Below are 26,111 nucleotides of genomic sequence, written 5' to 3'. Positions count from 1 at the left end.
AGGTTGTTGGGTTTTGCGCCGCGTTTTTACAAGTCTGTTGGTACTGTTGTTTGTTGCGGCCCTGCTTGTTTTCGGCGCCGGGTTGTGGTGGCTGCACGAACCCCTCCCGCTGAAGCTGCAGCCTGGGTCCCAGGTATTGGACCTTGAAATCGAGCCCGGCAGCAGGGCCGACGCCGTGGCAGAAGCCATCGTCACCAGTGGGGTTGATGTACCCGTGTCTTTTCTCCAGCTCTGGTTCCGTGTGTCCGGACAGGCAAGACAAATCAAGGCCGGCAGCTATGAGATCTTGCCCGGCACAACGCCGCGCAGGCTGTTGAGCATGTTGGTGCGCGGCGAAGAGGCCCTCAAAAGCGTCACATTTGTCGAAGGCTGGAATTTCTCGCAGGTGCGGGCCGCGCTGCAAAAAGCAGAGCAGCTTGCACCCGACACACAAGGCCTGAGCGCCGAGGCCATCATGGAAAAACTCGGGCGGCCGGGAGTCCATCCTGAAGGCCGGTTTTTCCCCGACACCTACACCTACGCCAAAGGTGCGAGCGATCTGGCCGTACTAAAACGCGCAGCAAGAGCCATGGACAAGCGGGCCGAAGCTGCATGGGCATTACGCAGCCCTGATACGCCTCTAAAAACGCCCGAGCAGGCCCTGATTCTCGCCAGCATTGTGGAAAAAGAGACCGGCAAGCCTGCTGACAGAGCGCAGATTGCCGGGGTTTTCACCAACCGGCTGCGTGCAGGCATGCCTCTGCAAACCGATCCCACGGTTATTTATGGCATGGGCGACAGGTTTGATGGCAACTTGCGCAAGCGCGACCTGCAGACCGACTCGGCCTACAACACCTATACACGTACTGGCTTGCCTCCCACGCCTATTGCCATGCCTGGTAAAGCGGCCCTCCTGGCGGCGGTTCAGCCCGCGCCCACGAAGGCCCTGTATTTTGTCGCCCGCGGCGATGGTACGAGCCAATTCAGCAGCAACCTGGACGACCATAACCGCGCGGTCAACAAATACCAGCGAGGACAGTGAGCATGGCAACAACAGGGCTATTCATCAGCTTTGAAGGCATTGACGGCGCAGGCAAGTCCACGCACATTGATGCGCTGGCCGAGGCCTTTCGCATGACCGGCCGAACGGTGACGCTGACCCGTGAGCCTGGCGGCACGCCACTGGCAGAAAAGCTGCGCGCCATGGTCCTGAATGACGCCATGGACCCGCTGACGGAGTCCCTGCTGATTTTTGCCGGCCGCAGGGATCACCTGGTGAACATCATCACACCGGCGCTCGCGCGTGGCGAGGTCGTGTTATGCGACAGGTTTACCGACGCTACTTTTGCTTATCAGGGTGGCGGGCGCGGGTTCGATCTGCCAACGCTGCAAACGCTTGAACAATGGGTACAGGGCACGGAAAGCGGTGCAGCCCTGATCCAGCCCGAGTTGACAGTGTGGTTTGACCTTTCACCCGAGGAAGCAGCCAGACGCCTTGCTGGCGCCAGATTGCCGGACAAGTTCGAGGCCCAGCCCGTCGAATTTTTCCGCCGCGTGGCACAAGGTTATGCAGACAGGCAAAAATCTGCCCCCCGGCGATTCGCCCGCATAGATGCGTCGCAGTCCCGGGAAGCGGTATGGGCCGATGTCAGGCATGTATTCGTGGCGAAAGGCTGGCTGCCGTGACCAATCCTGTGCTGGCGCCGTGGCTGAAAACACAGCTTGAAAGCCTTTTGAGCCAACGCGGCCATGCGTGGCTTTTGAGCGGGCCTTCAGGGCTTGGCCAATTTGAACTGGCGCTGGCACTGGCAAAAACCTGGCTCTGCGAAAACCCGGCAGCAGACGGCGCATGTGGCGTTTGCGGCAGTTGTCATGCGGTTGAAGTGCATACGCATGCCGACCTTTGCATGCTTTTGCCTGAAACACTGTCGCTGGAACTGGGCTGGCCACTGGACGAAAAAACACAGGATGACCTGGACGCCAAAAAGCGCAAGCCCAGCAAGGAAATCAAGGTCGATGCCGCGCGCGAAGCCGTGTCCTTTACCCAGTTCACACGTTCACGCGGTGACACCAAGGTCGTCCTGGTGTTTCCGGCCGAACGCATGAACGGCATCACGGCCAACACGCTGCTCAAGACCCTCGAAGAACCACCAGGGGCTGTCAAGTTCATTCTGGCGACCGAGGCAGCTCACCAGCTGCTGCCCACCATTCGCAGCCGCTGCCTTGGCCACACCATGCACTGGCCTGATTTTGAAGAAGCTCTGGTATGGTTGCAGACGATGAGCCAGGTGCCGGAAGGCGATGGCGGCGGGAAAAAGGCAGCCAAACCGCTTTCCCCGGATGACCTCAGGACGCTGTTGATCGCGGCGGGAGGGCGTCCCGCTGATGCCTTGGCCTGGACTCAGAATCAGAATGCCGGAGAACTGGCACGGGCCTGGCAAGGCCTCCCAAAAGCAATGGCCAGGGGCGATGTTGCCGCTCTGGCCGACTGGGCGCCTGCCCAGGCGCTGGATGCGCTTCAAAAGCTTTGTCATGATGTCTGGGCCGTGAACAACGGCGCACTCCCCCGGTTTTTCAGGGCCGAAGACCTGCCGGCCAGAAATCCCACCAGAAACAGCGCCTATGCGCTGGCGGCCTGGTCAAAGGATCTCGCCCAGGCCGCCAGGACTGTCGAGCATCCCTACAACCCGGGTTTGATGCTCGAGGCATTCGCAAGCCGCGCCCGTATTGCACTTACACCAAATAAGGCATGAAACGAGTCATGCCGTATTCCCAAAAACCTGCAAACCTATAAACTAGGCTCATGAGCACAACGCCCCCCGCCAGCGCAGCCGGTGCAGCACGACCCAGTGTCGTCCAGCTGGCCATCAAGGAAAAAGCTGCCCTTTACGCGGCCTACATTCCGCTTTTCAAGGAAGGCGGCGTGTTCATTCCAACGGCGCGTGAATACCAGCTGGGTGCCGACGTCTACGTCTTGTTGACGCTTCCTGAAGACACGCAGCGCTACCCCGTAGCCGGCAAGGTGGCATGGGTGACCCCCGGCAAAGCCGCCGGCAACCGCACCCAGGGTGTCGGTGTGCGCTTTCCCAATGACGAAAAATCACGGCTGCTCAAGCTCAAGATCGAGGAAATCCTGGGCGCCCATCTGGCCTCGGACCGTCCTACGCAGACAATCTAGGCCACGACCCGGCTTCTAGAGCCGCAAACCGGCTCTTGCTTATATGTTCACAGACTCCCATTGCCATCTCAGTTTTCCTGAGCTCAAGGCCAGACTGCCTGAAATCCGTCAGGCGATGAGCGAAGCGCACGTAGATCGGGCCCTGTGCATTTGCACCACCCTTGAAGAGTTCGAAGATGTTCATGCCCTGGCTACGGGCTATGACAACTTCTGGTCCAGCGTGGGCGTGCATCCCGACAACGAAGGCGTGACCGAACCGGATGTGGCCGGACTTGTGCGCCTGTCGGGTTTGCCCAAGGTGGTGGCCATCGGTGAAACAGGCCTGGACTACTACCGGCTGGGCGAACGGTCCGTTGCCGACATGGAATGGCAGCGTGAGCGCTTTCGGGTACACATTCGGGCTGCGCGGCAGGTCGACAAGCCCCTCGTCATCCACACACGAAGCGCCTCGGATGACACCATCGCCATCCTGAAAGAAGAGGGCGAGGGCGCCGACGCCCCCGGCAGGGCTGGTGGCGTCTTCCACTGCTTCACGGAAACGGAAGCGGTGGCCAGGGCTGCGCTCGATCTGGGCTTTTACATTTCCTTCTCGGGCATCCTGACCTTTAAAACTGCGGCCGACCTGCGAGAGGTTGCCCGGTTTGTGCCCATGGACCGCATTCTGATCGAGACTGACAGCCCTTATCTGGCACCCGTTCCGTATCGCGGCAAAACCAACAATCCGTCTTATGTGCCTTATGTGGCCAAACTTATTGCAGAACTCAAGCAACAAAGTGTAGAAACCATCGCGCAAGCCACGAGTCATAACTTTGAAACACTTTTCAAAGGGGTTCTGGCGTGAGAAATATCTTGATAAATTACATTAAATATTCAATATATCTATTTGTTTTAATTGGATTTAATATTTCCCATGCGGGTTCATACGAAGACTTCTTCAAAGCCATAAAAACCGACGATGCCGGCACCATACAAAGCCTGCTGGCGCGCGGGTTTGACCCCAACACGCTTGATCCCCAAGTCCAGCACGGGCTGATTCTGGCCATCCGCGAACCCTCCCCAAAAGTCATCAAGGCGCTTTTGGCGGCCCCAAATCTCGATTTGAATGCGCTGAATGCCAAGGGCGAAAGTCCGCTGATGCTGGCGGTCTTCAATGGCGATCTTGATCTGGCCAGCCAGATGATCAAAAAAGGGGCGGACGTCAACAAGACCGGCTGGACGCCGCTTCATTACGCGGCCACCAAGGGTCACGTGCCGCTCATACGTCTGCTGATCGAAAACCATGCTTATATAGACGCAGAGTCACCCAACGGCAGCACGCCGCTCATGATGGCCAGCATGTACGGCAGCGCCGAGGCCGTCAGGCTGCTACTTGATGAAGGTGCAGATCCTCTGCTCAGGAACCAGCAAGGCCTGACGGCCACCCAGTTTGCCCAGCGCGTTAACCGCCAGGACGTGGCAGACATGATTGCAAGGTCTGTGCGCAGCAAACGGCCAGCTGGCCAGTGGTGAGTTGTCGCAGGAAGCTTGCCGAACTCAGCCCGGGTCTATATCTGGCGCGCCCGGCTCAGTCTGCTGCGTGATTACCGTCCCCCACAGGCCCGCTGCGGATCACCAGGACCGCCACAGGCGAAAGCCGCAAGATCTGTTCAGCACCACTACCCAGCAGCACGCGCCCAATGCCGCGCCGGCCATGGGAACCCACCACGATGAGGTCTGCGCTCCAGAGCCTCGCGGCTTCGGCAACTGACTCGCCGAGACGCTGGCCGGGCTCATCGAGAAGCGCCTGGCTGACCTCCACACCAGCTGACTGGGCGACCGCCATGGCATCGGTCAGAACCCTGGCACCACCTTCGCGCATCATGCCAACCAGGTCACCCGAGTAGGTGCCATATGGGTCTATGCCGCCCAGGAAGGCCATTTCATTGACGGCGTGTACCACCCGGACACTGGCGCCAGTCTCACGCGCCATCTGCAGTGCGGAGACGAGGGCCTTATTGGAGGTGTCGCTACCGTCCACGGGAATCAGGATTCGCTTGAACATGATGGGTAACTCCTTTGCGTAAAGCGGCGTAAATGCGGGCAGTATTGGGGCGACATTGAAGCGGGTCAAGTCCTGTGTGATTGGGGGTGGGCACCCGCAGTTTCTTCTCCGGCGGATTGGCAGGCCACACAAAATGATGCGGCGGGCAACACTTCCAGGCGGCGCAGGTCAATGGGTTTTCCGCATGCGGTGCACTGACCGAACGTTCCGTCCCGCAGCCGTTCGCGGGCAGCGATGACCCCGGCAAGCTCTTCCGCAAGACGCGCCGCATCCAGGGCGGCCATATCGGATTGTGATTCCCGCTCCGCCAGATCCTTGAAGTCCTGAACTTCTCCATCGGCAGCCAGGCCGTTCGCGACCTCATTGTCCTTGCCTGCTTCCAGGGCGCCCCTCAACTCCCTTTCACGTTCCGCAAGGATATGACCGAAATGCCCGGCAAGTGAATTCACATAGTGCTTCATGATATGACCTGAAAAAAGTGGAACGTCTGCTTGAGCCCTGATTCTCGCCATGACTCAGCGCGCCGTATTGATCTGGCGCAAGCCAGGATTAGCCGGGAAACTCATCAGCCCATGTCGGCAGGTGACGACTCCATTCCTGCGTGAATATGTGATTGCGCGCAAGTTGCGCTAAGTCAAATACGTTGCGGCCAGACATGGTCATCATTGGTGCATTCAACTCCGTCGAAAGACCTAGCATGAACACCAGAAAACTCATGATCTCTGCGGCTCTCTCCATCTGCGCCGTCGCCTGCATGGTCAGCAATGCCATCGCCCAAGCTCCTGAAAAGGCTCCGGTCGCAGCAGGAAAATCCAGCGCACCAGCAGGCGTGACTGCCCGCTCAAAGGCAGCCGCCCAAAAAGCCGCCCAAGAGGCAGCTGATTCCGCCCGCGCGGCGGCCGACCTGGTCAAGCTCACGCTGCAGCTGGCTGAAACTGCGGCACGGGACTTGTCACATCGGGCCGCCGCCAATATCCGGGAGCACGTACTCAAGGCCGACGAAGCTGTCAGAAAGTCCAGGGAGAAATCCGAGCAAGCCGCCGCCACGGCTACGGATGACATGAAAGCATTGGCGGCAAAGGCCGCAGAAGCAGCAAGGCGGGCAGCATCCGCCGTTCGCGCAGCGTCCGGGGCCGCCGAAGAAGCGTTGCGCAGGTCGGCTCAAAAGGACCTGGCGGAAACGCAGAAAGCGGTGACAGCAACTCAGGATGCCCTGAAGAGCGCTGAAAAGGCAGCGCAAGACTCAGCGGAAGCCAGCAAGCGGGCGGCAGAGCAGGCCGCGAATGCAGGCGCGAGCAAGTAACTGACGAATGGCCGTCAACGTTGTAATACACCTCCATCCTTCCGGCTGCCGTCTGCCGGAAGGGGGCCGCCGGTGAAACTCCGATCCGGATTTCACCGTGAGCGTACGTAACCTTGAGGCACTGCTTCAGCCCCGTTCGGTTGCCTTGATTGGTGCTTCCGATCGGCAGGGCAGTGTGGGCTCCGTTGTTATGCGCAACCTGCAGACCGGCGGCTTCAAGGGTCCTGTCTGGCCGGTCAACCCGACTCAAGCGCTCATAGGCGGAGCGACGGCCTGGCCCAACGTGGCGTCTCTGCCTGGCACACCTGATCTGGCGATAATTTGCACAGCTGCAGCAAGGGTTCCTGGCATCGTTGAAGAGCTTGGGCAGCGGGGCACGCGTGCCGCAATCGTCATGTCAGCGGGCTTTCGGCAGGCACGGGAAGAGGGCGTCCAGACGTTGGAATCCCTCATGCTTGGCGCCGCAAAACCCTACCTGCTTCGCATCGCCGGACCGAACTGCCTTGGCGTGCTGGTTCCGGGTATAGGCCTGAACGCCAGCTTCGCGCCCGGTCACGCCCTGACCGGCAATATCGCGTTCGTCACTCAATCCGGCGCATTGGCTACAGCCATGCTCGACTGGGCCAACGGGCGCGGCATCGGGTTTTCCCATTTCATATCTCTGGGCGATGTCGCCGACGTGGATTTCGGTGATTTGCTCGACTATCTGGGCAGCGATCCGGGCACGCGGGCGATCCTGATGTACATGGAGTCGGTGACGTCCGCCCGCAAGTTCATGTCAGCGGCGCGGGCTGCAGCCCGCAACAAACCCGTGATTGTCGTCAAGGGGGGGCGAGCACCCGATGCTGCGCGGGCAGCTGCGTCCCATACCGGGGCGCTCGCCGGATCAGACATTGTGTTCGATGCGGCCGTGCTGCGTGCCGGCATGTTGCGCGTTGACACGCTGGAAGACCTGTTCGGAGCGGCAGAAACCCTTGCTCACGGGCAACCATGGGTGGGTGACAGGCTGGCCGTACTGACAAATGGGGGCGGCGCTGGCGTACTTGCGGCAGATATGCTGGACCTTGGTTGCGGCAAACTGGCTGAACTTTCTCAGGGAACGCTGGCCGCGCTCGACGCCTGCCTGCCTGCTACGTGGTCCCGGGGAAATCCCGTTGACATTGTTGGCGACGCACCGGTTTCACGTTACCAGGATGCCCTGCGCATTCTGCTGGCAGCGCCAGAGGTAGACGGCGTGCTCTTCATGCATGCGCCGACGGCTATCGTCCCTGCACACGACATCGCCGCCGCTTGCCTCCCGCTCATCACGCATCAAAAGCCCGTGCTGGCATGCTGGCTGGGAGGGCCCTCGGTAGCCTCGGCCCGTGCGCTATTCTCGACCGCAGGGGTTCCCTGCTTTGATGCCCCGGAGCGCAGCGCAAAGGCGTGGCTGCACCTTGCAGCCTACGCCCGTAACCAGGCCGCATTGCGTGAATTGCCGGGACTTGGGCATCAGGCTGACCCGCCAGATGCCGGCGCGGCGCGCCGAATACTGGAGCAGGCACACGCCGATGGACATCAATGGCTGGACGCAGTGCAGGTTCAACAAATCTTGCAGGCCTACGGCATTCCGACATTGCGGGTAGAACACGCCCTTGATGCAAGCGAGGCGGCGGCGCTTGCACAAAGCATGGGGTTCCCGGTGGCCTTGAAGGTCAGGTCTCCTGACATCGTTCACAAATCCGATGTAGGCGGGGTCGAGATCGGACTCACGTCCGCCGATGAAGTTCTGGCTGCTGCATCCCGGATGATCGCCAGCCTGGCGCAGCTGGCGCCTCATGCAAAGTTACAGGGGTTCACCGTTCAGGCCATGGCTGACAGGTCTGGCGCGCTGGAACTTATTGCAGGCAAGTCCAGCGACCCGGTGTTCGGGCCGGTGATCCTGTTCGGTGAAGGTGGCACCGCCGTTGAACTTAACGCACGGCACGCAGTAGCCCTGGCGCCTTTGAATGATGCACTCGCCGGGGACCTAATCTCCCGGTCGGGGATGGATGTTCTCCTTGCAGGCTACAGGGGCAGCAAACCAGCAAATACGGCGGCCGTGCGCGACGTGCTGCAAAAGGTGTCACAACTGGCATGCGACCAGCCGCTGCTCGCCGAGCTCGACATCAATCCCCTGCTGGTGAACCACCGCGGAGTACTGGCTGTCGATGCCCGAATGAGCCTTCGGGCAGCAGGGGCGGCGCAATTGCCGCCAGCCATCAGTCCGTACCCTGCGCACCTTGAGACCGTGGTGCAGCTTGATGGCGCCAGCCTTGTGTTGCGGCCCATCCGGCCGGAGGACGGCCAGCGCCTGGCCTCCTTTTATGCCGATGCCACTCCGGGCGATATGCGCCTGCGCTTCTTCATGACACGCCGCGAGGTACCGCGCTCGGAACTCGCCAGGTACAGCCAGATCGACTACGACAGGGAAATGACCTTTATCGCGCTATTGCCGGAAGAGGGCAGCCAAGCGGATATGGTGGGGGAAGTGCGGGCCGTCTGTGATCCCGACAACGACCGCGCGGAGTTTGCGATCCAGGTCGCCGTAGCGTGGCAGGGCAGAGGGCTTGGCCGACTGCTCCTGGACAGGCTGGTGCACTACTTGCGCGAGCGCGGTACAAGAGAGGTTGCAGGGCAGTGCCTACGCGAAAACACCGCCATGGCCGGGCTGGCGCGTTCGATTGGCTTTCATGTGCGCGCCGACAACAACTCCGACACGTTCTCAATGCAACTCATATTGAACTCACCCCCCACTACATCAATGGCACCGGGGGTCACAATGCCTCAGGCACCAACTTCCTGTTCAGGTTGACGGGCAGTCCGATTTCGGGGTGATCAAGGCACGAAGCCTTGCATCAATCGAGCCTGGCTGATTCCAGATAGAACGGGATTTTGCATTGCCAATGGAGTTCGCGTTCGATCCGTTGGCGCATGGCATCTGCTGCAGCCGGTTCACCATGGGTGATGAATGTCTGTCTCGGCGCGGACTTGAAGCCGCGCAGCCAGTCGGTGATCTCGGCAGCGTCCGAATGGGCTGACAGGTCGTCGAGCATCGCAACTTCAGCGCGCACCGGCACGTCCTGCCCATGGATGCGGATCGTGGGCGCGCCCCCGGCGATGAGGGCGCCGCGTGTGCCGCCAGGCTGAAACCCGGCAAACACGATGGTGTTGCGCTTGTCAGGCGCGAAGGCCTTCAGGTGGTGGACGACCCGCCCACCTGTGGCCATGCCGCTGGCGGCAATGATGACCATGGGACCATGTTTGGTATTCAGCAGGCGGGACTCGTCCGGTGACTGGACGATGTGCGCCGTATGCGCCATGGCTTCACACTCAGCCGATGTCAGCCGCAACTCGGCCCGATGCTTCAGGTACACCTGTGTGGCATTGGCCGCCATGGGGCTGTTGAGGTAGATCGGCAGCTTGCGCGCAATAACACCCTGGGTTTTGAGAATTTCGATGCAGTGCAGCAGACTTTGCGCTCTTCCCACCGCAAAGGCCGGTATCACCACCACACCGCCGCGCGCCGCCGTGCGGTTGATCACCTGGCCCAGTGCCAACATGGGGTCGGAGTCCTTGTGCAGGCGATCGCCATATGTGGACTCCACGACCAGGTAATCCGCTCCATCCATCTGCGAAGGCGGTCTGAGTACAAGGTCGTTGGGACGGCCTATATCCCCGGAAAACAGGATAGAACGGGAGCCGTTGTCCAGTCGCACAAACGAAGACCCCACCATGTGGCCCGAAGGCGCAAGACCGGCGGTGAGACCAGGTACGGGATGCCATTGTTTGCCATGGGGCACCACATGCAGCAGTTTGAGGCAGCGCAACGCGTCTTCACGCGTGTACAAGGGTAGCGCGGGCGAGTGCTTTGAAAAGCCGTGCCGGTTGGCGTATTGGGCTTCCTCTTCCTGAAGGTGGCCCGAATCCGGCAGCAAAATGCGGCACAGGTCGGCAGTACCCTGCGTACAGAACACCTTGCCCCTGAAGCCCTGGCGAGCCAGCAGCGGCAGATATCCGCTGTGGTCTATATGGGCATGCGTGAGGATGACGGCATCAATGCTGGCTGGTGGGACGGGCAACGGTGACCAGTTGCGCAAGCGCAGTTGCTTGTAGCCCTGAAACAGGCCACAGTCGATCATCACGGTGGCGTCGCGATACCGGATCAAATATTTGGAACCGGTGACGGTGTCGGTGGCACCCAGGAACTGGATATTCATGTTTGGAGCTTATGCCGGAAAGGAGCCTGGGTATTTGATGTAGCGCATGAGTAGCGCATCTGTTGATGGTTCCGTCCAGGACCCCTGGAAACCTGCACGGGGGCTTGTAGCCAGCCGACGCCAAGGTCTTGATCGCAGCGCCCAATCAGCAATCAGGATGGCGTGAAATCCCGGACCACCCATTGGGAGTTGTTGGATTATATATTCTACGATGTATATTATGTTAAATTAAATAAACGGCCAATACCTGTAGGACAGAATTGACGATTGACACATTCCCCCGCCCGGGCTGGCAAACTTGTTTGATGAAAGAAATAGCCTTCACTAAAATGACTGCCAGACCGGGTCGGTCCATAGCAAACCTCGTGGCCCTGGCACGTTCGTTCGCAGCACTAACCCTGGTTGCTGCAGCCGCGATAACCGGACCAACAACTGCACAGACCATGCCGACAGCACAAGAGCCCGCACAAACTGCGGCAACCCTTCTTGAAAAGCATTCCGAGCTGGCCGCCCAATTGACCAGCAACGCCTACGGACGGCCTCTGTACCTTGAGTCGTCGGAGACCTCAAGCATGGTGAATGGCAATGCCTACGCCGTGCTCGATTCGCCGTTCGGCACGGTCAGCTCGACGCTCAAAAGCCCCAGGCGCTGGTGCGACGTGATGATCCTGCATATCAATACCAAATATTGTCAGGCGTCCACAGACGCCAGCCCGGCTGTTCTGAACGTGAATATTGGCAAGAAGACCGAACAGGAGCTTGCCGACGCGTTCGCACTTGAATTTTCTTTCCGCCTGGCCTCAAGCACGCCCGATTTCCTCCACGTCCGTCTCAACGCCGACAAAGGGCCGCTGGGTACGAGCAATTACCGTATCGAATTACGCGCCGCACCGCTTCCCGGCGGGAAAACCTTTATGCATCTCCGCTATTCCTATGGGTACGGCATGGCGGGCAGGATCGCCATGCAGGGCTACCTTGCCACGCTTGGCAGTGGAAAGGTCGGATTTACGCAGGTCGGCGAGGGCCAGAAGCAGGGCTATGTAGGAGGCATGCGAGGGGCCGTGGAACGCAACACCATGCGCTACTACCTGGCCATAGAGGCCTACCTCGCCTCCCTCGGCCGTCCACCTGAACAGCAATTCAATGCGCGCCTCGATCACTGGTTCAAGGCCACTGAGCAGTACGCCCGGCAACTGCATGAAGTCGACAAGAGCTCTTATGTGCTCATGAAGCACAACGAATACAGGCGTCAGCAGAACGGTTCCTCAAACTGAGCCTCTTGCGGTGAATGCCGCATCCTCCACCGCCTCCACCGCCAGTGCGGTGCTGTCTTACAACGCTAGCAGAGCCTCCCTACATCGCGCACAGCCCTGCGGCTACCTTGCGCGGTCAACCTGATGGTTATCGTCACCTGGCAGCTTGATACAAAGCTCCTCACGTCACCAACCGGGAACCATCATGAACATTGCAGCCCTACATTCAGGCGCGGTGCCTCGTTCAATTCAGGCCACCAGAAGATATGGCAAGTTGCCGGAGTTTGTGGGAGCACCCGTGGCAGTCACCCTGTCCGCGAGCATCAAGCTCATTGAAAGCCTTCTTGATTTTTAGGTCCGGTTTCAGGTTCGGTTAAATCGCGCAGATTTCCAGCGCAGGTCACCCTTGCCTGTCCACCCCCTGACCTTCCTTCCCACCCCCTTCACCAGGAATATTCATGTCTGTATCCAAGCGCAAAGCTGCCGGCGCCACCAAACTCCCTGAAGCCGCCAAAGCCAAGCAGCAACAGCTTGAAAGCTACACAGAGACGACCGTCCACGCACTGACAACCAACCAGGGCCTCGCCATCCCTGACAACCACAACTCGCTGAGGGCGGGTGCGCGCGGGCCCACCCTTCTTGAAGACTTCATACTGCGCGAGAAAATCACGCATTTCGACCATGAGAGGATTCCTGAGCGCGCGGTGCACGCACGGGGGTCGGGCGCCCATGGGTATTTCAAACCCTACAAGTCGATGGCTCCGTACACCACGGCAGGTTTTCTGCAGGACCCGGACATCGAAACCCCGGTATTTGTGCGTTTTTCAACCGTTGCTGGTTCCACCGGCTCTGCGGACACGGTGCGCGATGTGCGTGGTTTTGCCGTCAAGTTCTATACGGCTGAGGGCAACTACGATCTCGTCGGCAACAACATCCCAGTCTTCTTCATTCAGGACGCCATCAAGTTTCCGGACCTGATCCATGCCGTGAAGCCTGAGCCGCACCATGGCATGCCGCAGGCAGCCAGCGCACACGACACTTTCTGGGATTTTGCAACACTGATGCCGGAATCCACCCACATGCTGATGTGGGCCATGTCGGACCGCGCATTACCGCGCAGCTACCGAATGATGGAGGGCTTCGGCATCCACGCCTTCAGGTTCGTCAATTCCCGTGGCGATTCACACTTTGTAAAGTTTCACTGGAAACCCAAGCTCGGCATTCATGGCCTGGCATGGGACGAAGCCCAGAAAATTGCCGGCAAGGATGCCGACTTTCACCGGCGAGACCTCTGGGAGGCGATTGAGAGCGGCAATTTCCCTGAGTGGGAACTCGGCGTGCAGATCGTGGATGCAGGCAAGGAAGGTGAACTGGGTTTTGACATTCTTGACCCGACCAAACTGATTCCTGAATCCCAGGTACCGGTGCAACTCATCGGCAAGATGGTGCTCAACCGCAACCCTGACAATTTTTTTGCCGAAACCGAGCAGGTGGCTTTTCACCCTGGCCACCTGGTGCCCGGCATCGATTTTTCCAACGACCCCCTGCTGCAGGGCCGACTGTTTTCATACACAGATACCCAGCTCTCGCGACTGGGCGGCGCAAACTTTCATGAGATTCCCATCAATAAGGGCGTTTGCCCTTTCCACAATTTCCAGCGTGACGGCATTCACAGGCAGACGGTCAACAAGGGTCGCGTGGCCTATGAGCCCAATACGCTGGGCGATGGGACAGAGTTCAGGGTTGATGGCTCGGCTCAGGGCTTTCAGTCTTTCAAGGAAGAGCTTGAATCACCCAAAGTACGTGCACGCAGCCCTTCCTTCGACGATCACTTTTCGCAGGCCACACTGTTCTGGAACAGCCAGAGCGCGGTAGAAAAAGACCATATCGTGGCGGCTTTCCGCTTTGAGCTGTCAAAAGTTGAAGTGCCTGAAATCCGCCAGCGCATGGTTGATAACCTGGCGCACGTCGACCAGAAGCTGGCCACCCGCGTGGCCGCCCCATTGGGCATTGGTGCCCCTGACGCCAAAGCCGCCGCTGGACGCCTTGGCTTTCGCGATTACCGCATCACCAACAAGGTTGACGAGGACCCTGCCCTGCGCATGGTCGGCCGCCCTGATGGCAGCATCAAGACCCGCAAGGTCGCCATCCTGGTAGCTGACGGTGTGGAGCCCGCCACCATCAAGCACATTCAGCACGACCTGGTTCAGGCGGGTGTGGTGTGCAAGATCATTGGACCCCATCTGGGCAGTGTCAGTACTGGCAGTGGCAGGCAACTGCCGGTGGACCATACGTTCACCAACATGCCATCGGTGATGTTTGATGCCGTGCTTGTCGCAGGCGGCGCGCAAAGTGCCGCGGCGATGTGTGCCATGGGCGAAGCAGTTCACTTTGTGCTGGAAGCCTACAAACACTGCAAGCCGATTTGTGCCGTGAACGAAGGTATTCAATTGCTGGCTTCACTTGGTTTTTCCCAGGGCAAGAATGCCGAACAGGTCACCCAGCCGGCCGCAGGCGTGATCGTCGGCGATGCGCGCAAGGCACCTGAAGGCCAGTTGGCGCAGGAGTTCATGGCTGCAATGGCCCAGCACCGGCATTGGGACAGGGCTAATGTGGACGCCGTACCCGCCTGATGTGGATTTTTGCTACTAATTCAGTAGCAAAAAAACCCTTACTGCATTGGCCTGCCAGCAGAATCCGGCATAAAAAAGCCATAAAAACAGCTAATATAGCTGTTTTTATGGCTTTGGCATTGGATTCAGGCGATTAAAAACCGCTTTCAGGAGCCCCAAATGGGCATTTCTGATGCCAAAAAGTGGCTCCAGGCCAATAGATACATACGTGGGCAGCTATATTATTTATAGCATTTCTGCTGCCTCAAATTCCCTTTAAGGCAAGGTTGGGCGCCTCTGGGCCTCAGGGAATAAGGGTCAGCTGATGCGCGATGACGGCCGGGTTCATCTGCAGCGGACGGTGGCCCACCTCCGCCCAGGTATCGCGCATGTCGCGATAGCGGCTTGAGAACACCAGCCCGCTCTGCCCGGTCTGGTAAATAAAACGCGAATTCTCCAGATCCGCCATGTCGTAAACCGCCCGCATCGATGCCGCTTGCCGGCTGGTGAAGGCCGTCTTGCCGTCGACAGACCAGTACTGCCCCACGTTGACGGTAAAGGTGTCGCCCCCGGTGGGCACCTTCACATCAAAAAATCTGGCAAACAGCGGCACATTGGCAAAGGGACGGTGGGCAGACAGCGCCTGGTGCGCCCTGCCCCAGGTCCATTGACCAATGTCGCTGCCGTACTCGGCCTGCAGCCTGTTCAATGCCCTTTGAAGCGCCGCAGCAGACTGCGCGGCACAACCTGCAATGCCGCACCAGGCCACGTCATCCGCCTCCATGATGGCTTCAATCGTGCTTCGGAAATGGCGTTTGCCATACAGCGTGCCGAAGAGATCCTTGCCCAGCTTGCCGCCGAGCACGCCACGCGTCAGCTCGTCGGCCCAGGCCGCGAACACCAGCGGTGCAGCCTGCCCGGCGCGCATGCTGCCGTCAAAGCCCTGCATGGCACGCCGCACCTGATCTGTCAGCGGTGACGCGGCGGCTTGCTGCAATGACTTTTGCAGAAAAGGCAAAAGCCGGACGGTGGCGGGTGACAGCACATCAGCCTGCACCGCCTGCATGCTGGCCATGTCGTGTTTCGGTCTGGCCGCCAGCAACTGGTCTATGCGGTCGTGGCGGTAGGGAACCGTCCAGTCCTGGCCAATAAAGAAGGGATAGCCCGGCGGCGTGATGCGCTGGTTGGCTGTTGCCAGCCAGCCTTTGGCCTCGATCGCGGACTGCCGGGTTTCAGGCGTCTGGGCATAGGGCAGCCAACCGGCCCAGTCGTAACGCGCCTCCCAGCCGGGCGACGGCGCCAGGCCCAGAATGTCGTTCTCAGGCTTGCGCAGCGGCACCTTGCCAATCGCCTTGAAAGCCATCTGCCCCGACACATCGGCCGTCACCAGGTTCTGCATCGGCGAGTGGTAGGCCGAGAAAGCTGCAATCACCTCATCGACCGACTGGGCCTGATTGGCGCGCAGGCCGGCAAGAATGGTCTGGTTGTCGGCCTCGAGCGCGCCCCAGCCCAGCGCCAGCACAAATCGTTTCGTGTCCAGCAGTTCGGCATGCGGCTTCTGCGCATCGCTGAGCACAGGGCCGTGGCGGGTTTCACGCACCGTGAGCAGCACATCCGCCTCGCCCTTGACCTTGATGGATTCGTCGCGGGTTTTGAAGTCTTCCCAGGCCACGGCGCCGCCCGGCGCAGGCACGCGGTACTGGCGCGGGTTGGCGGGGTTGATCTGCTCGAGATAAAGATCCTGCACGTCCGGCGCGGTATTGGTAAATGTCCAGGCGACTTTGCTGGTGCGGCCTAGCACCACAAATGGCAGGCCCGGCAGGGTTGCGCCCATGGCGTCTATGGGCGCTGACATGCTGCCGTCGGCCGCTTTGCCTGCCGGTGCTGACAGGCGCGCAAAGTACCAGATGGCAGGCGCTGAAAGGCCCAGATGCGGATCATTGGCCAGCAGCGGTTTGCCGCTGGCGGTGCGGGCGCCTGCCACCACCCAGCTGTTGGAGCCCTTGCCGTCAACAATGCCGAGGCCGCGCGCCCAGTCGTTGATGCCACCGGCCATGGCGACCATTGCGCTGTTCAAATCGCCTGCGCTGGTTTTCACGGCAGCCGGATCAGGTATCGCCTTGCGGTAGATATTCAGGCCCGTGTAAAGCTTTGAGAAGTCGGTGTTTGAAGCAGGCTGCTCGCCCGGATAGGGGGGGAACAGCTGCCAGAGCGTTGCGGTGTTCACGCTTTTGGCGGCGGTCAGGCGTGCAAACTCGGTACCCCAGTTGCCGCCCAGATCCAGCGCCATCATCAGCGACCAGCCTATCCCGTCCTGCGGTGTCCAGGGTTTGCCGGATGCACCGCCCGGCTTGACGCGCAGGATATGAAACTCCGGCGAAAGCGCCTGCGACGAGCCTGCATAAAAGGCACTGATGCCGTCGCTGTAGGCCTGCAGCGCCGCCTTGCCTTCCGGCGGCAGCTTCTGCCATTGCTGCCCTGCCGCGCGCATGATGCCCAGGGTCCGCAGCAGCTTGTCGGTCTCCAGCGTGGCAGGGCCGAAAGCTTCAGACAGCTCGCCGTGCATCACGCGGCGGTTGAACTCAAGCTGCCAGCCGCGCTCCTGTGCATGCACATAACCGAGTGAAAACCAGGCATCGTGCGGCGACTGCGCCCTGATGTGGGTGACGTCAGCGCCATCGCGTGCCACGCTGACCGGCGCTTGCAGGCCGGCTGCGCGCAGGTCACCGTCCAGCGCCGGGAAGGTCCGGTAGATATAAAAAGCGATGAAGGCGGCCGCCAGCAGAAGCAGCAGCAACACAGACCAGAGAACCCGTTTGAACCAGATCATGTGTGGGGATTTCAGGTAATGTGCCGCGCAGCCGGTACGCTGTTTGTGCCTTGTCAGCGTGCGCGGGCAGCAGACGGAAACTTGAAACTCACCGTCGGCACGGTGAAATCCTCGAAAGGCGCACCCAGCGCAATCTCGCCTTCAACCAGCAGCACGCATTCCTGCCGGCGCAGGGCAATGATGGCATCGCCGCCGGCAAAACGTACCCAGGTACCGTAGCTGCTGACATCTTCAAGGTAAAACTTGCCGGCGCGCCACATGATCTTGGCATGCAGGCGCGACACGCGCGGGTCATTGACAACGAATTGCGCATCGGCGTCACGGCCCAGATGCACGGGCAGTTGCTCGGCCGTGAACGAAGCATCGACGTCCAGCCAGGACAGCGCTATCGAGCCCAATTGCGGTGTGCCCTTGGGCGCAAACGGCGAAATGTTAAGCGGCGCGGGCACCGTGAAAAAGTCTGACAGCACCTCGTTTTGCCATTCCACGCGGTAGACGTTGCAACTTTCATTGCGGCCACGTATGTCCATCGCGCCCAGGCTGCGAAAGCGCACAAGGCTGTCAGGCGCCAGGCTGTCGATGACCACGTCAGTCGCGAGAATCTGGTCCGGGCCGGACAGGTCCGACAGCCGCGACGCCACATTTACTGCATCACCGAAATAGTCCTGGCTCTGCTCTATGACCTCGCCGCGTGCCATGCCTACCTGCAAATGCATCTTGAGCTTGTCAGGCCAGGTCTTGATGCGCTCGGAGTGGACCCGCTGCATTTCGGTGACGGACTCTATGGCGGCCGTATTGTCGGCAAACACCATCAACACACCATCACCCAGCGTTTTGACGACTTCCCCGCCCTGTGCGGTGCACACCTTCCCTATCCATTGGGTCAAACGGGTAATCGCCTGGGTTGCCTTTGCATTGCCCAGCGATTCAAAAACGCCTGTGCTGCCGGTAAGGTCGGCAAAGACGACGGTAACTTCAGCCATTCGTTTTTTGTTGGAAAGTGTGACTCAAGTTATTAAATCACACGTCCCGTGACAGGCGCGGGCAGCAGTGCAAAAAGCAGCCCGGGTGACCAGAACCAGATGATTCAGACGGCAACCGGCTTCAGCTGGAGCGACTTGAACTCAAGGAATTCCTCGAAGCCGTAGACCCCGTTTTCGCGTCCGTTGCCCGACTGCTTGTAGCCACCGAACGGCGCGTTCGCATTGAACGGGCCGCCGTTGATGTCCACCTGCCCGGTTCGCATACGGCGGGCCACCTGGATGGCGCGTTCATCCGAGCCACCCCAGACCGCGCCCCCCAGCCCATAAATGGTGCTGTTGGCAATCGCCACGGCTTCTTCTTCATCCTTGTATGGAATGACCACCAGCACCGGGCCAAAGATTTCTTCCTGGGCGAGCGTATCAGTCGGTTTGATGCCCAGGATGGTGGGCTGCACAAAATAGCCTTTGTCCATTTTTGGTGGCTCCGCACCGCCTGCAATCACGTCTGCGCCTTCGTCAATGCCGGTCTTGATGAACCCGAGCACGCGGTCGCGCTGGGCCGCGCTGACCAGAGGGCCCAGCTTGCTGGTTTCCTCAAGGCTGGGGCCAATGCCAAATTTGGCGATGGTTGCCTGCGCCAGCGCCTTGGCTTCCTCGTAGCGGCTGGCGGGCACGAGCATGCGGGTGTGGGCCGAGCAGGTCTGGCCGCTGTTGAGCATGCAGGCACCTATGGTGCCCTTGACGGCGGCTTCCAGATTGGCATCTTCAAGAATCAAACTGGCCGATTTGCCACCCAATTCAAGTGCCACGCGCTTGACTGTCTGGCTGGCCAATTCGCTGACACGCTTGCCGGCGCGGGTCGAGCCGGTAAAACTCACCATGTCAACTTCCGGGTGTGTCGCAAGCACCTCGCCCACCTCGGGGCCGCTGCCGTTGACCAGGTTGAAGACGCCGGCGGGAATGCCCGCCTCATGAATGATTTCAGCGAGAATCATGGCGTTGACCGGCGCGATCTCGCTGGGCTTGAGCACCACCGTACAACCGGCAACCATGGCGGGCGCGATCTTCAGTGTGATCTGGCTGAGCGGGAAGTTCCACGGCGTGATGCAGCCGACCACCCCGATCGCCTCTCGCACCACCAGCGAATTGCCAACTTTCTTTTCCCATTCAAAGTTGCGTGCAATCTTTGCGAAGTTGCCCCAGTGCCAGGCCGGGCCGCCGACCTGCACGGCGCGTGCCATCTTCAGCGGCATGCCTACTTCGCGTGCAATCGCCACGGCCAATTCTTCCGTCCGGGCTTTCACGCCTGCTGCCACCTTGTCTATATAGGCAGCACGTGTCTCTACGGGCAAGGCCGACCAGCTGTCGAATGCCTTGCGTGCGGCCAGAACGGCAGCCTCGGCTTCAGCAGCAGTGCCTGAGGGCACAGTCGCCATCAGTTCTTCAGTGCTGGAGTCATGGACAGGCAGGGTTTCTGAAGAAGTTGCCTTGACCCATTGGCCGTTGATGTAGTGCGACGGGTAAACGGTAGTGTTTGTCATTTTTTGTATGTGTAAGTACGGGCGGGTTTTGCTGGTTCGAGCCCTGTAGCAGGCAGGTTTGCTGCCCTGAACATTGTCCAAAGCCAGAATCAACTTGACATTTGGTTACTAACTCGTTGATTTATATGTTGTTCGAGCAACACGGACTGGTGGCAATCCCCTTGCCGGAAACCTCATGTAGTCTTAATCTTACAGAAGAATAGTTTCCTCAGTGAACCATTTAAGTATTACAGCAAGCCATGCGCGCACTCACCGCCTCTTTCCTGCCCCAGCTTAAAAGCAGCTACATGGCCCTTCTGGGGCGTAGCGACCCAGCGCCTGTGGCACTAGAACACCGCATTGAAGCCATCCGCCAGCGCATGTTGAAGGAGCTCGGTGAGTACGGTGAAAAGAAGTTTCCGGCAGTCACCCGCCGTGTGCGTTACGCGCCAGATATTCAAGGTCTCTGGTATGCGCGCAGTGACGTGATGGCGATTCTTGCCAATACCCATGGCGAGACAGTGGCACGCGAGAAGATTGCCGACATCAGTGGCCAGTTCAAGGGCCTTCTGCCCAAGAGCCTGAGCGGCAAGGCCAGTTTCAGATTTCGATAATAAGAGACACCAAGGACTTCAAACCGCCCTCCGGGGCGGTTTTTTTATGGGCGTTTCGCCTTGACCATCAGGGGTGATGGTGATGACCGTGAAGCCCGTCGCCGCCGGCATGCAGGTGCCCCCACAATACAAACGCATCCCTGCCCTCCACTGCCAGCGTTGTCTTCAAACCTACCGGCAGCAACACCTTGGTGGCCACGTGGCCAAACGGCAGCCCTGTGAGGATGCGCGCTTTAACCTGGCTTTGCAGCCTGGCCACCACCGCCGCCATGTTGAAGCCACTGTCATAACCGGGCACCAGTTTGTAGTTGCTGAACTGGCCGAAGATGATGGCTTTTTGCGAAGCGAGCACACCGGCATGCAGCAATTGCGTCATGAAGCGCTCAACACGGTAGGGGTGCTCTGCCACGTCTTCGACAAACAGAATGCCCCCCTTGATGGCGGGCAGGTAGGGCGTGCCCACCAGTGAGGCCAGCACGGCCAGGTTGCCGCCCCAGAGCACTGCATCCTTCACCTGAAATGACTTGTCAAAGGCTGAAGTTTTCGGCAAGGTCCAGCCGCTGCCCTCGCCCTGCCCCGTGATCAGGTCGTCAAAGCACGCTTCCATGATGTCATCAGGTGTATCGGGTGTACCAAAATCCTCGCCCACCGCAGGCCCGGCCCAGGTCACGGCGCCGGTCTTGGCGAGCAGCGCCATCTGGAAGGCTGTGAAGTCGCTGAGACCCACAAAACGGGTGCCCTTGTCTATGGCTTTGGCGACGGCCCTGTAGTTGATGGCCGGCAGGATGCGCGTCAGGCCATAACCGCCACGCGCTATCAGTGCCACATCGGCGCCGCTGGCCGCAGCCCGGTCAATCGCAGCCAGGCGGGTAGCGTCATCACCAGCAAAACGCTGGTACTTGGCCAGCGCCGCCTCATCGACCTCAACCTCATGGCCCAGGGCCTGCAGGCGCTTCACGCCCCGTTTGAAAGCGGCCTTGTCGCGCACGGCGCTCGACGGCGAATAGATGTAGATATGTTTTTTCACGGCTGCAAGTATCCCACCGCAACGCTGGGAGCCGCGTCCGGCGCGGTATAAACGGCCTCAACCATGCTGCTCTACTTCCTCGATCTCGCCGGTGTCGCTGTTTTTGCCGTCAGCGGTGCGCTCGCCGCCGGCCGGCTTGAACTCGATTTACTTGGCGTGATTGTTCTGGCATCACTCACCGCCATTGGCGGCGGCACCCTGCGCGATGTGCTGATGAACCGCCACCCCGTGTTCTGGATGGGCAATCCGGTCTATCTGTGGGTCATCCTGGCGGCGGCGCTGGGCACCGTTGCCTATGTTCAGGTCTTTCCGATTCCTTCCAAGGCCTTGCTGATTGCCGACGCGCTCGGGCTGGCGTTGTTTGCGCTATCGGGCGCGCAACTGGCCGAGAAAGCCAGGCTCTCGCCCATCATCGTCGTCCTCATGGGCACCATGACCGGCGTGGCGGGCGGCGTGATGCGTGATATCTGCAGCAACATGATTCCGCTGCTGCTGCGTCAGGACATCTACGCCAGCGCCGCGATTGCCGGCATCTCGCTTTACCTGGCGCTCAAGGCACTCGGTTTGCGCGAGCCGCTTGCGTTTTGGGTTGGGATGATCGCCGTGGTGGCGCTGCGGCTGAGTGCGATTTTTCTGGGGTGGGGATTGCCGGTGTTTCAGTTGCCGCGATAGACAGCCTGCCTGGCAGATCAGGCGTTAGCGGCGCCAGAGCGAACCAGAGAAAAGCGGTCAATATCAGATCGCAGCTTCCAGCCTTGGCTTTCCCAATACGCCGCAGCCAAGGTGTTGGTCTTCATCACATCAACATGGCTCTTGAAAATGCCCAGTTTTTCAAGTTCATCAACACAGCTTTCGACCAGCGCATTCGCGATGCCCTTGCGCCTGTGCGCCGGGAGGACGATGAGATGTTGCAGGTAGCCACGTCGGCCATCGTGGCCGCACATGATGCAGCCGACGAGCTGGCCATCCACTTCACAAACGAAGCTCAGACCTGGGTTGCGCTGGAGATACCGGGCTGTTGACTCCTGCGAGTCGGCATCCCTGAACATGACGCCCGGTGTTTCCTTCATGAGCCTGACCACTGCGTCGTGGTCGGCAATGGTCATCATCCGGATGGAATGCATGTGAACGAGCTGTGCCTCAAGTTGATTTGTCAAACACGCCAATAGCCATTTGCGCAATCGCCTCCCCATGCTCCTGCACAAAATGCCCAGCCTCCTCAATCACCACAGGCTCCGGGCAACCGCGAATCGTGGCCTTCAATTGCTGCATCACCGGCAAACCCAGCACCGGGTCCTGCGCGCCGACGACCATCAGGGTCTGGCCTGACCAGCGGCTGCGCCAGAAGTCCCTCGCCTCACGCGATACCGCCGCGCCGCCCGAATCTTCAAATTCCGGCACCATGGACGGAAACGCGCGCAGTGCGGCGCGATGGCCGCGGTCGGGGAAAGGTGCGTTGTAGGCTGCGCATTCTGCCGCTGTCATCTGTGGGTTGCCGCGTGAAAAGAGGCGTGCGACATCGAACTCGGGGTTTTTGGCGCACATCTCCCGCCAGGCCAGAAAACCTTTGGACAAAGGCGCATCACCGCAAGCCAGCATGGTGTTCATGACCAGCAGCCCCATGTAGCGCCGCGGCGCGGCCATGGGCAGGGTCAGGCCGAGCAGGCCGCCCCAGTCCTGAACGACCAGCACGACGTTCTGCAGATCCAGCCGTTCGACGAACTCAAGCAGCGTCTGCCGGTGCTGGTCAAAGGTATGAAAGCTTTCGCGCTTGGGTTTGTCGCTTTTGCCGAAGCCGGGCATGTCGGGCGCGACGACGCGGTGGCCGGCTTCGAGAAACACGGGAATCATCTTGCGGTACAGGTAACTCCAGGCCGGGTTGCCGTGCAGGCAGAGGAAGGTCAGGCCGGCAGAACTACCCTGCCCCTGTTCATCCAGGTAATGCATGCGCAGGCCGCCAAGCGCCGGCAGGTCGCTGATGTAGTTGGGCGCCCAGGGGTAGCCAGGCAAATCTTCGAGCGCGGCATCGGGTGTGCGTAGCGCATCGTCGCGCAGCGGGTGCAGTCGCCTTGCCGCGTCGCGCTGGTCGCTGCGGCGTTGCTGGAAAAATCCCTGCAGCAAGGCGCTGCTTTCTTCGGCCAACACTCCGCCCGTCACCTGGGTCTGGTGGTTCAGCTTTTGTTCGGCAAACAGGTTGACAACCGATCCGGCCGCGCCGGTCTTGGGGTCTGCCGCGCCAAACACCACCTGCTTCAGGCGGGCGTGCAGCATGGCGCCGGCGCACATGGCGCAGGGCTCCAGCGTGACGTAGAGCTCGCAATCCTCAAGCCTGTAGTTGCCCAGTTTTTGCGCGGCGACGCGCAGGGCCACGATCTCGGCGTGGGCGGTGGGGTCGTGCCCGTCAATCGGGGCGTTACGCCCTGTGGCGATGACTTCGCCATTGCGCACCAGCACCGCGCCCACCGGCACTTCGCCTGCGGCGGCGGCTTCGCGCGCCTGGGCCAGGGCCAGCTGCATAAATTGGGTTGTGGTCATGAGGCGTTTATTTTGTCAGGGCTGCAGGAGGCGGTGATCTGTCGGTTCAGGAACAAATTTAATATCTACGTTAATTTTTTAATGTAGATGTTAAAAAATAGCAAAAAGTTAACTTCCATATTAACTTTTTTGTTTTCAGCAGTGCTGCGAACACAAAAAATGCTCAAAAAAGCCCTGAAAATGCCATTTTCAGGTGCCAAATATGGCTGCAGGCCAATAAATACGCACGCGAGCAGCTACTGAAACGATAGCAATCACACATCCGTCAGATCGTGCCAGAAGCGCCCAAACCCAGCCTGTCCATCCACTGGGCCAGCGCCTGCTCATCCTCGCTGCCTGCCGCGTAACCCGCCCGCATGGCTGCATGCGCCTCGGGCCGGTGCTGGTTGAGTTTGATCTTGCATTGAACCTCCAGCACCTTGAGCTCGAACGCCACGATGCCGGTCATCATCTTTTGCTGGTAGTCGAGAGGTAATGACTTCCACTGCTCCGCATAAGCGGGGTCATGGTCATGGATCAGGTGTTTGAGCAGCCTGTCCTTGTCGTCGAAGGTTTCTATCAACCGCGCCTCGACCGTGCAGTTGACGGCCAGGTAGTTCCAGGTCGGCACGCGCAGCAGGTCCGGGTAGACGCGGGGTGTCATGTAGGCGTGCGGGCCCATGAAGGTCACCACGGCTTTGGGCCGGGCTGCAAGGTAGCGCCAGTGCGGGTTGGGTCTGGCGCAGTGGCCGAGCAGTGTGGCCTGCCCGTCATCGGCCAACTCAAGATGCAGCGGCAAAAGCGTGACTAAAGGCAGACCTTCATCGTCGGTTGAAATCAGCTGCGCAAAGGGGTGGCTGCGTATCAGCGCCCAGGCATGCGCGTCGTCTTTGGCCTTGAATTGCGGGGGAAGGTACATGGGGCTGGCCTCTTGTGGGCTGGTCTCTGGACCGCCCATTCTGCCAGCCACCCTGTGCGGCGGGTCAGCCCTTGGCGCTGAGCGCCTGCGCCCAGAGTGCTTCGGGACCGGCCTTGGGGTCCATCTCTGCCAGCCACGATATCTTGATGGCCAATGGCAGTTCGATGGATATCTTGCTGTCCGGCAGGTTGATGGTGGCTTTGGGAAACGTGAGCTTGCCGAGCTCGTTTTCCAGTTCCATAGGCGACTGCGCCGGCACCAGCGCGCAGAAGTGTGTTGGCCCCAGCCGTGCCAGTGCGCCCCTGTGCGGCAGGCGCTGGCGCAGCACCTGCGCAAGCATCAGCGTGACGGCATCCGCGTTGGTCACGCCGGCGGCGGTAGCCAGCGCGTCGAAATCATCGATGCGCATGCTGCAAATGGCCAGGTCTGTGCCGCGGCTGCGGGCGTCTTCAACCCCAATGGCCAGCAAATCACGGAAGCCGCGGATATTCCAGCAGCCGGTCAGCGGGTCAAGCGCGCCTTTGCGCTCCAGGGCGCTCAGCCTGAGCATCAGCCGGTTCTGGATGTCGGACATGGCGCTGATGCGAAGCTCTGCCTCGGCCATGGCCGCAAGGTCGGCCAGCGCTTCGAAATCTTCGGGTCCGAACTGGCGGGGCATGGTGTCAATCACACACAGCGATCCCACAGCCATACCCGGCGCGATGTACAACGGCCAGCCGAGGTAGGAACGAATGCCAGGCGCGCCCGTCACCAACGGGTTATCACGAAAGTCCGGGTCGTCCCAGGTGTCCGGGATACACAGCGGCCTGTTCAGGGCAATCGCATGGCCGCAGAAAGACACGTCACGCGGCGTGTGGTCTACCTCCAGACCCTGCACCGAGCGGAACCACTGCTCGTCCTGCTCGACGATGGAAATCACCGAAATGGGCACATGAAGCAGCCGTTTGGCGGTGCGGGTAATGCGGTCAAAGCGCTCTTCACGGGGGGCGTAAGCGCAGAAACTGCCGCGCAAGGCGGCCAGACGCTGGGCGTCATTCTCAGGGACAGGTGCGGCGAGCATGCGAAATCCGGTTAGGTTCGAGACGTTTTATCCTGGGTGT

At 60.1% G+C, this 26,111-nt stretch carries 24 protein-coding genes; 13 read left to right on the top strand and 11 right to left on the bottom strand.

Annotation, left to right across the window (positions count from 1 at the left end; translation table 11 throughout):
- Positions 1–13: 13 nt before the first annotated feature.
- From mltG to HYX42_RS02770, 6 genes are read left to right on the top strand one after another with little or no spacing between them, the layout of a single operon-like run.
- On the top strand, positions 14–1,021 hold the full coding sequence (mltG, locus tag HYX42_RS02795) for an endolytic transglycosylase MltG (protein WP_293399269.1): 1,008 nt from the start codon (positions 14–16) through the stop codon (positions 1,019–1,021).
- 2 nt (positions 1,022–1,023) lie between these two features.
- Positions 1,024–1,665: a dTMP kinase gene (gene tmk / locus HYX42_RS02790; protein ID WP_293399266.1), complete on the top strand. Its 642-nt coding sequence runs from the start codon at positions 1,024–1,026 to the stop codon at positions 1,663–1,665.
- Positions 1,662–2,732, top strand: a complete 1,071-nt coding sequence (locus HYX42_RS02785; protein ID WP_293399263.1) for a DNA polymerase III subunit delta' — start codon at positions 1,662–1,664, stop codon at positions 2,730–2,732. Before tmk ends, HYX42_RS02785 begins: the two co-directional genes overlap by 4 nt.
- Positions 2,733–2,782: 50 nt before the next feature.
- Positions 2,783–3,157 (top strand): PilZ domain-containing protein, encoded by a 375-nt coding sequence (locus HYX42_RS02780; protein WP_293399260.1) that lies wholly within the window; start codon positions 2,783–2,785, stop codon positions 3,155–3,157.
- A gap of 43 nt (positions 3,158–3,200) precedes the next feature.
- Positions 3,201–3,998 carry a TatD family hydrolase gene (locus HYX42_RS02775; protein WP_293399258.1) on the top strand — a complete coding sequence of 266 codons (798 nt, stop codon included), beginning with the start codon at positions 3,201–3,203 and terminating at the stop codon, positions 3,996–3,998.
- A gap of 8 nt (positions 3,999–4,006) precedes the next feature.
- Positions 4,007–4,666: an ankyrin repeat domain-containing protein gene (locus HYX42_RS02770; RefSeq protein WP_293399255.1), complete on the top strand. Its 660-nt coding sequence runs from the start codon at positions 4,007–4,009 to the stop codon at positions 4,664–4,666.
- Between the two features lie 55 nt (positions 4,667–4,721).
- Here HYX42_RS02770 and HYX42_RS02765 read toward each other — a convergent pair whose 3' ends face one another.
- On the bottom strand, positions 4,722–5,198 hold the full coding sequence (locus HYX42_RS02765) for a universal stress protein (RefSeq protein ID WP_293399253.1): 477 nt from the start codon (positions 5,196–5,198) through the stop codon (positions 4,722–4,724).
- A 65-nt stretch (positions 5,199–5,263) separates the two neighbouring features.
- Positions 5,264–5,659 carry a TraR/DksA family transcriptional regulator gene (locus HYX42_RS02760; RefSeq protein WP_293399250.1) on the bottom strand — a complete coding sequence of 132 codons (396 nt, stop codon included), beginning with the start codon at positions 5,657–5,659 and terminating at the stop codon, positions 5,264–5,266.
- A 236-nt stretch (positions 5,660–5,895) separates the two neighbouring features.
- Between HYX42_RS02760 and HYX42_RS02755 the strand changes: the two genes are divergently transcribed.
- Together HYX42_RS02755 and HYX42_RS02750 are read left to right on the top strand one after the other, a co-directional pair.
- Positions 5,896–6,501, top strand: coding sequence for a hypothetical protein (locus HYX42_RS02755; protein ID WP_293399248.1), 606 nt, complete (start codon positions 5,896–5,898; stop codon positions 6,499–6,501).
- A gap of 97 nt (positions 6,502–6,598) precedes the next feature.
- Positions 6,599–9,334 carry a bifunctional acetate--CoA ligase family protein/GNAT family N-acetyltransferase gene (locus HYX42_RS02750; RefSeq protein ID WP_293399245.1) on the top strand — a complete coding sequence of 912 codons (2,736 nt, stop codon included), beginning with the start codon at positions 6,599–6,601 and terminating at the stop codon, positions 9,332–9,334.
- 43 nt (positions 9,335–9,377) lie between these two features.
- Here the strand turns inward: HYX42_RS02750 and HYX42_RS02745 are convergent, their stop codons facing one another.
- Positions 9,378–10,739 carry an MBL fold metallo-hydrolase gene (locus HYX42_RS02745; RefSeq protein WP_293399242.1) on the bottom strand — a complete coding sequence of 454 codons (1,362 nt, stop codon included), beginning with the start codon at positions 10,737–10,739 and terminating at the stop codon, positions 9,378–9,380.
- 443 nt (positions 10,740–11,182) lie between these two features.
- Between HYX42_RS02745 and HYX42_RS02740 the strand changes: the two genes are divergently transcribed.
- The 3 genes from HYX42_RS02740 (at position 11,183) to katE (ending at position 14,625) form a co-directional block, all read left to right on the top strand.
- Entirely contained in the window at positions 11,183–12,013 is an 831-nt protein-coding gene (locus HYX42_RS02740; protein WP_293399239.1) for a hypothetical protein, read from the top strand.
- A 184-nt stretch (positions 12,014–12,197) separates the two neighbouring features.
- Positions 12,198–12,347, top strand: a complete 150-nt coding sequence (locus tag HYX42_RS02735) for a hypothetical protein (RefSeq protein ID WP_293399237.1) — start codon at positions 12,198–12,200, stop codon at positions 12,345–12,347.
- A 103-nt stretch (positions 12,348–12,450) separates the two neighbouring features.
- Positions 12,451–14,625, top strand: a complete 2,175-nt coding sequence (gene katE / locus HYX42_RS02730) for a catalase HPII (RefSeq protein ID WP_293399235.1) — start codon at positions 12,451–12,453, stop codon at positions 14,623–14,625.
- A gap of 283 nt (positions 14,626–14,908) precedes the next feature.
- On the opposite strand, the gene HYX42_RS02725 is transcribed toward katE, so the two are convergent.
- From HYX42_RS02725 to HYX42_RS02715, 3 genes are all read right to left on the bottom strand, one after another.
- Positions 14,909–17,434: a penicillin acylase family protein gene (locus HYX42_RS02725; RefSeq protein ID WP_293399233.1), complete on the bottom strand. Its 2,526-nt coding sequence runs from the start codon at positions 17,432–17,434 to the stop codon at positions 14,909–14,911.
- A 53-nt stretch (positions 17,435–17,487) separates the two neighbouring features.
- The gene (locus HYX42_RS02720; protein WP_293399231.1) at positions 17,488–18,417 is read right to left on the bottom strand and encodes an adenylate/guanylate cyclase domain-containing protein; all 930 of its coding nucleotides are present in this window, start codon (positions 18,415–18,417) and stop codon (positions 17,488–17,490) included.
- A 104-nt stretch (positions 18,418–18,521) separates the two neighbouring features.
- Positions 18,522–19,958, bottom strand: a complete 1,437-nt coding sequence (locus HYX42_RS02715; RefSeq protein ID WP_293399229.1) for an aldehyde dehydrogenase family protein — start codon at positions 19,956–19,958, stop codon at positions 18,522–18,524.
- Positions 19,959–20,197: 239 nt separating this feature from the next.
- On the opposite strand from HYX42_RS02715, the gene HYX42_RS02710 reads away from it, so the two are divergent.
- Positions 20,198–20,551 (top strand): hypothetical protein, encoded by a 354-nt coding sequence (locus tag HYX42_RS02710; protein WP_293399227.1) that lies wholly within the window; start codon positions 20,198–20,200, stop codon positions 20,549–20,551.
- A gap of 67 nt (positions 20,552–20,618) precedes the next feature.
- Here the strand turns inward: HYX42_RS02710 and HYX42_RS02705 are convergent, their stop codons facing one another.
- Entirely contained in the window at positions 20,619–21,578 is a 960-nt protein-coding gene (locus HYX42_RS02705) for an LD-carboxypeptidase (RefSeq protein ID WP_293399226.1), read from the bottom strand.
- Between the two features lie 63 nt (positions 21,579–21,641).
- On the opposite strand from HYX42_RS02705, the gene HYX42_RS02700 reads away from it, so the two are divergent.
- Positions 21,642–22,250, top strand: a complete 609-nt coding sequence (locus HYX42_RS02700) for a trimeric intracellular cation channel family protein (protein WP_293399225.1) — start codon at positions 21,642–21,644, stop codon at positions 22,248–22,250.
- A gap of 17 nt (positions 22,251–22,267) precedes the next feature.
- On the opposite strand, the gene HYX42_RS02695 is transcribed toward HYX42_RS02700, so the two are convergent.
- The 4 genes from HYX42_RS02695 to HYX42_RS02680 all read right to left on the bottom strand — a co-directional run bounded on the left by HYX42_RS02695 (position 22,268) and on the right by HYX42_RS02680 (position 26,071).
- Positions 22,268–22,702 (bottom strand): GNAT family N-acetyltransferase, encoded by a 435-nt coding sequence (locus HYX42_RS02695; protein ID WP_293399222.1) that lies wholly within the window; start codon positions 22,700–22,702, stop codon positions 22,268–22,270.
- A 16-nt stretch (positions 22,703–22,718) separates the two neighbouring features.
- Positions 22,719–24,113 carry a tRNA adenosine(34) deaminase TadA gene (gene tadA, locus HYX42_RS02690; protein WP_293399219.1) on the bottom strand — a complete coding sequence of 465 codons (1,395 nt, stop codon included), beginning with the start codon at positions 24,111–24,113 and terminating at the stop codon, positions 22,719–22,721.
- Between the two features lie 265 nt (positions 24,114–24,378).
- Complete coding sequence (locus HYX42_RS02685; protein ID WP_293399217.1) at positions 24,379–25,011, bottom strand: FMN-binding negative transcriptional regulator; 633 nt, start codon at positions 25,009–25,011, stop codon at positions 24,379–24,381.
- Positions 25,012–25,075: 64 nt separating this feature from the next.
- Positions 25,076–26,071, bottom strand: a complete 996-nt coding sequence (locus HYX42_RS02680; RefSeq protein WP_293399214.1) for a GAF domain-containing protein — start codon at positions 26,069–26,071, stop codon at positions 25,076–25,078.
- Between the last annotated feature and the right edge of the window lie 40 nt (positions 26,072–26,111).

This window comes from Polaromonas sp., assembly GCF_016185115.1.
Classification (GTDB): Bacteria; Pseudomonadota; Gammaproteobacteria; order Burkholderiales; family Burkholderiaceae_C; genus Polaromonas.
The sequence above is the reverse complement of the archived record's forward strand: the minus strand, read 5'-3'. Positions and strand labels throughout refer to the sequence as shown.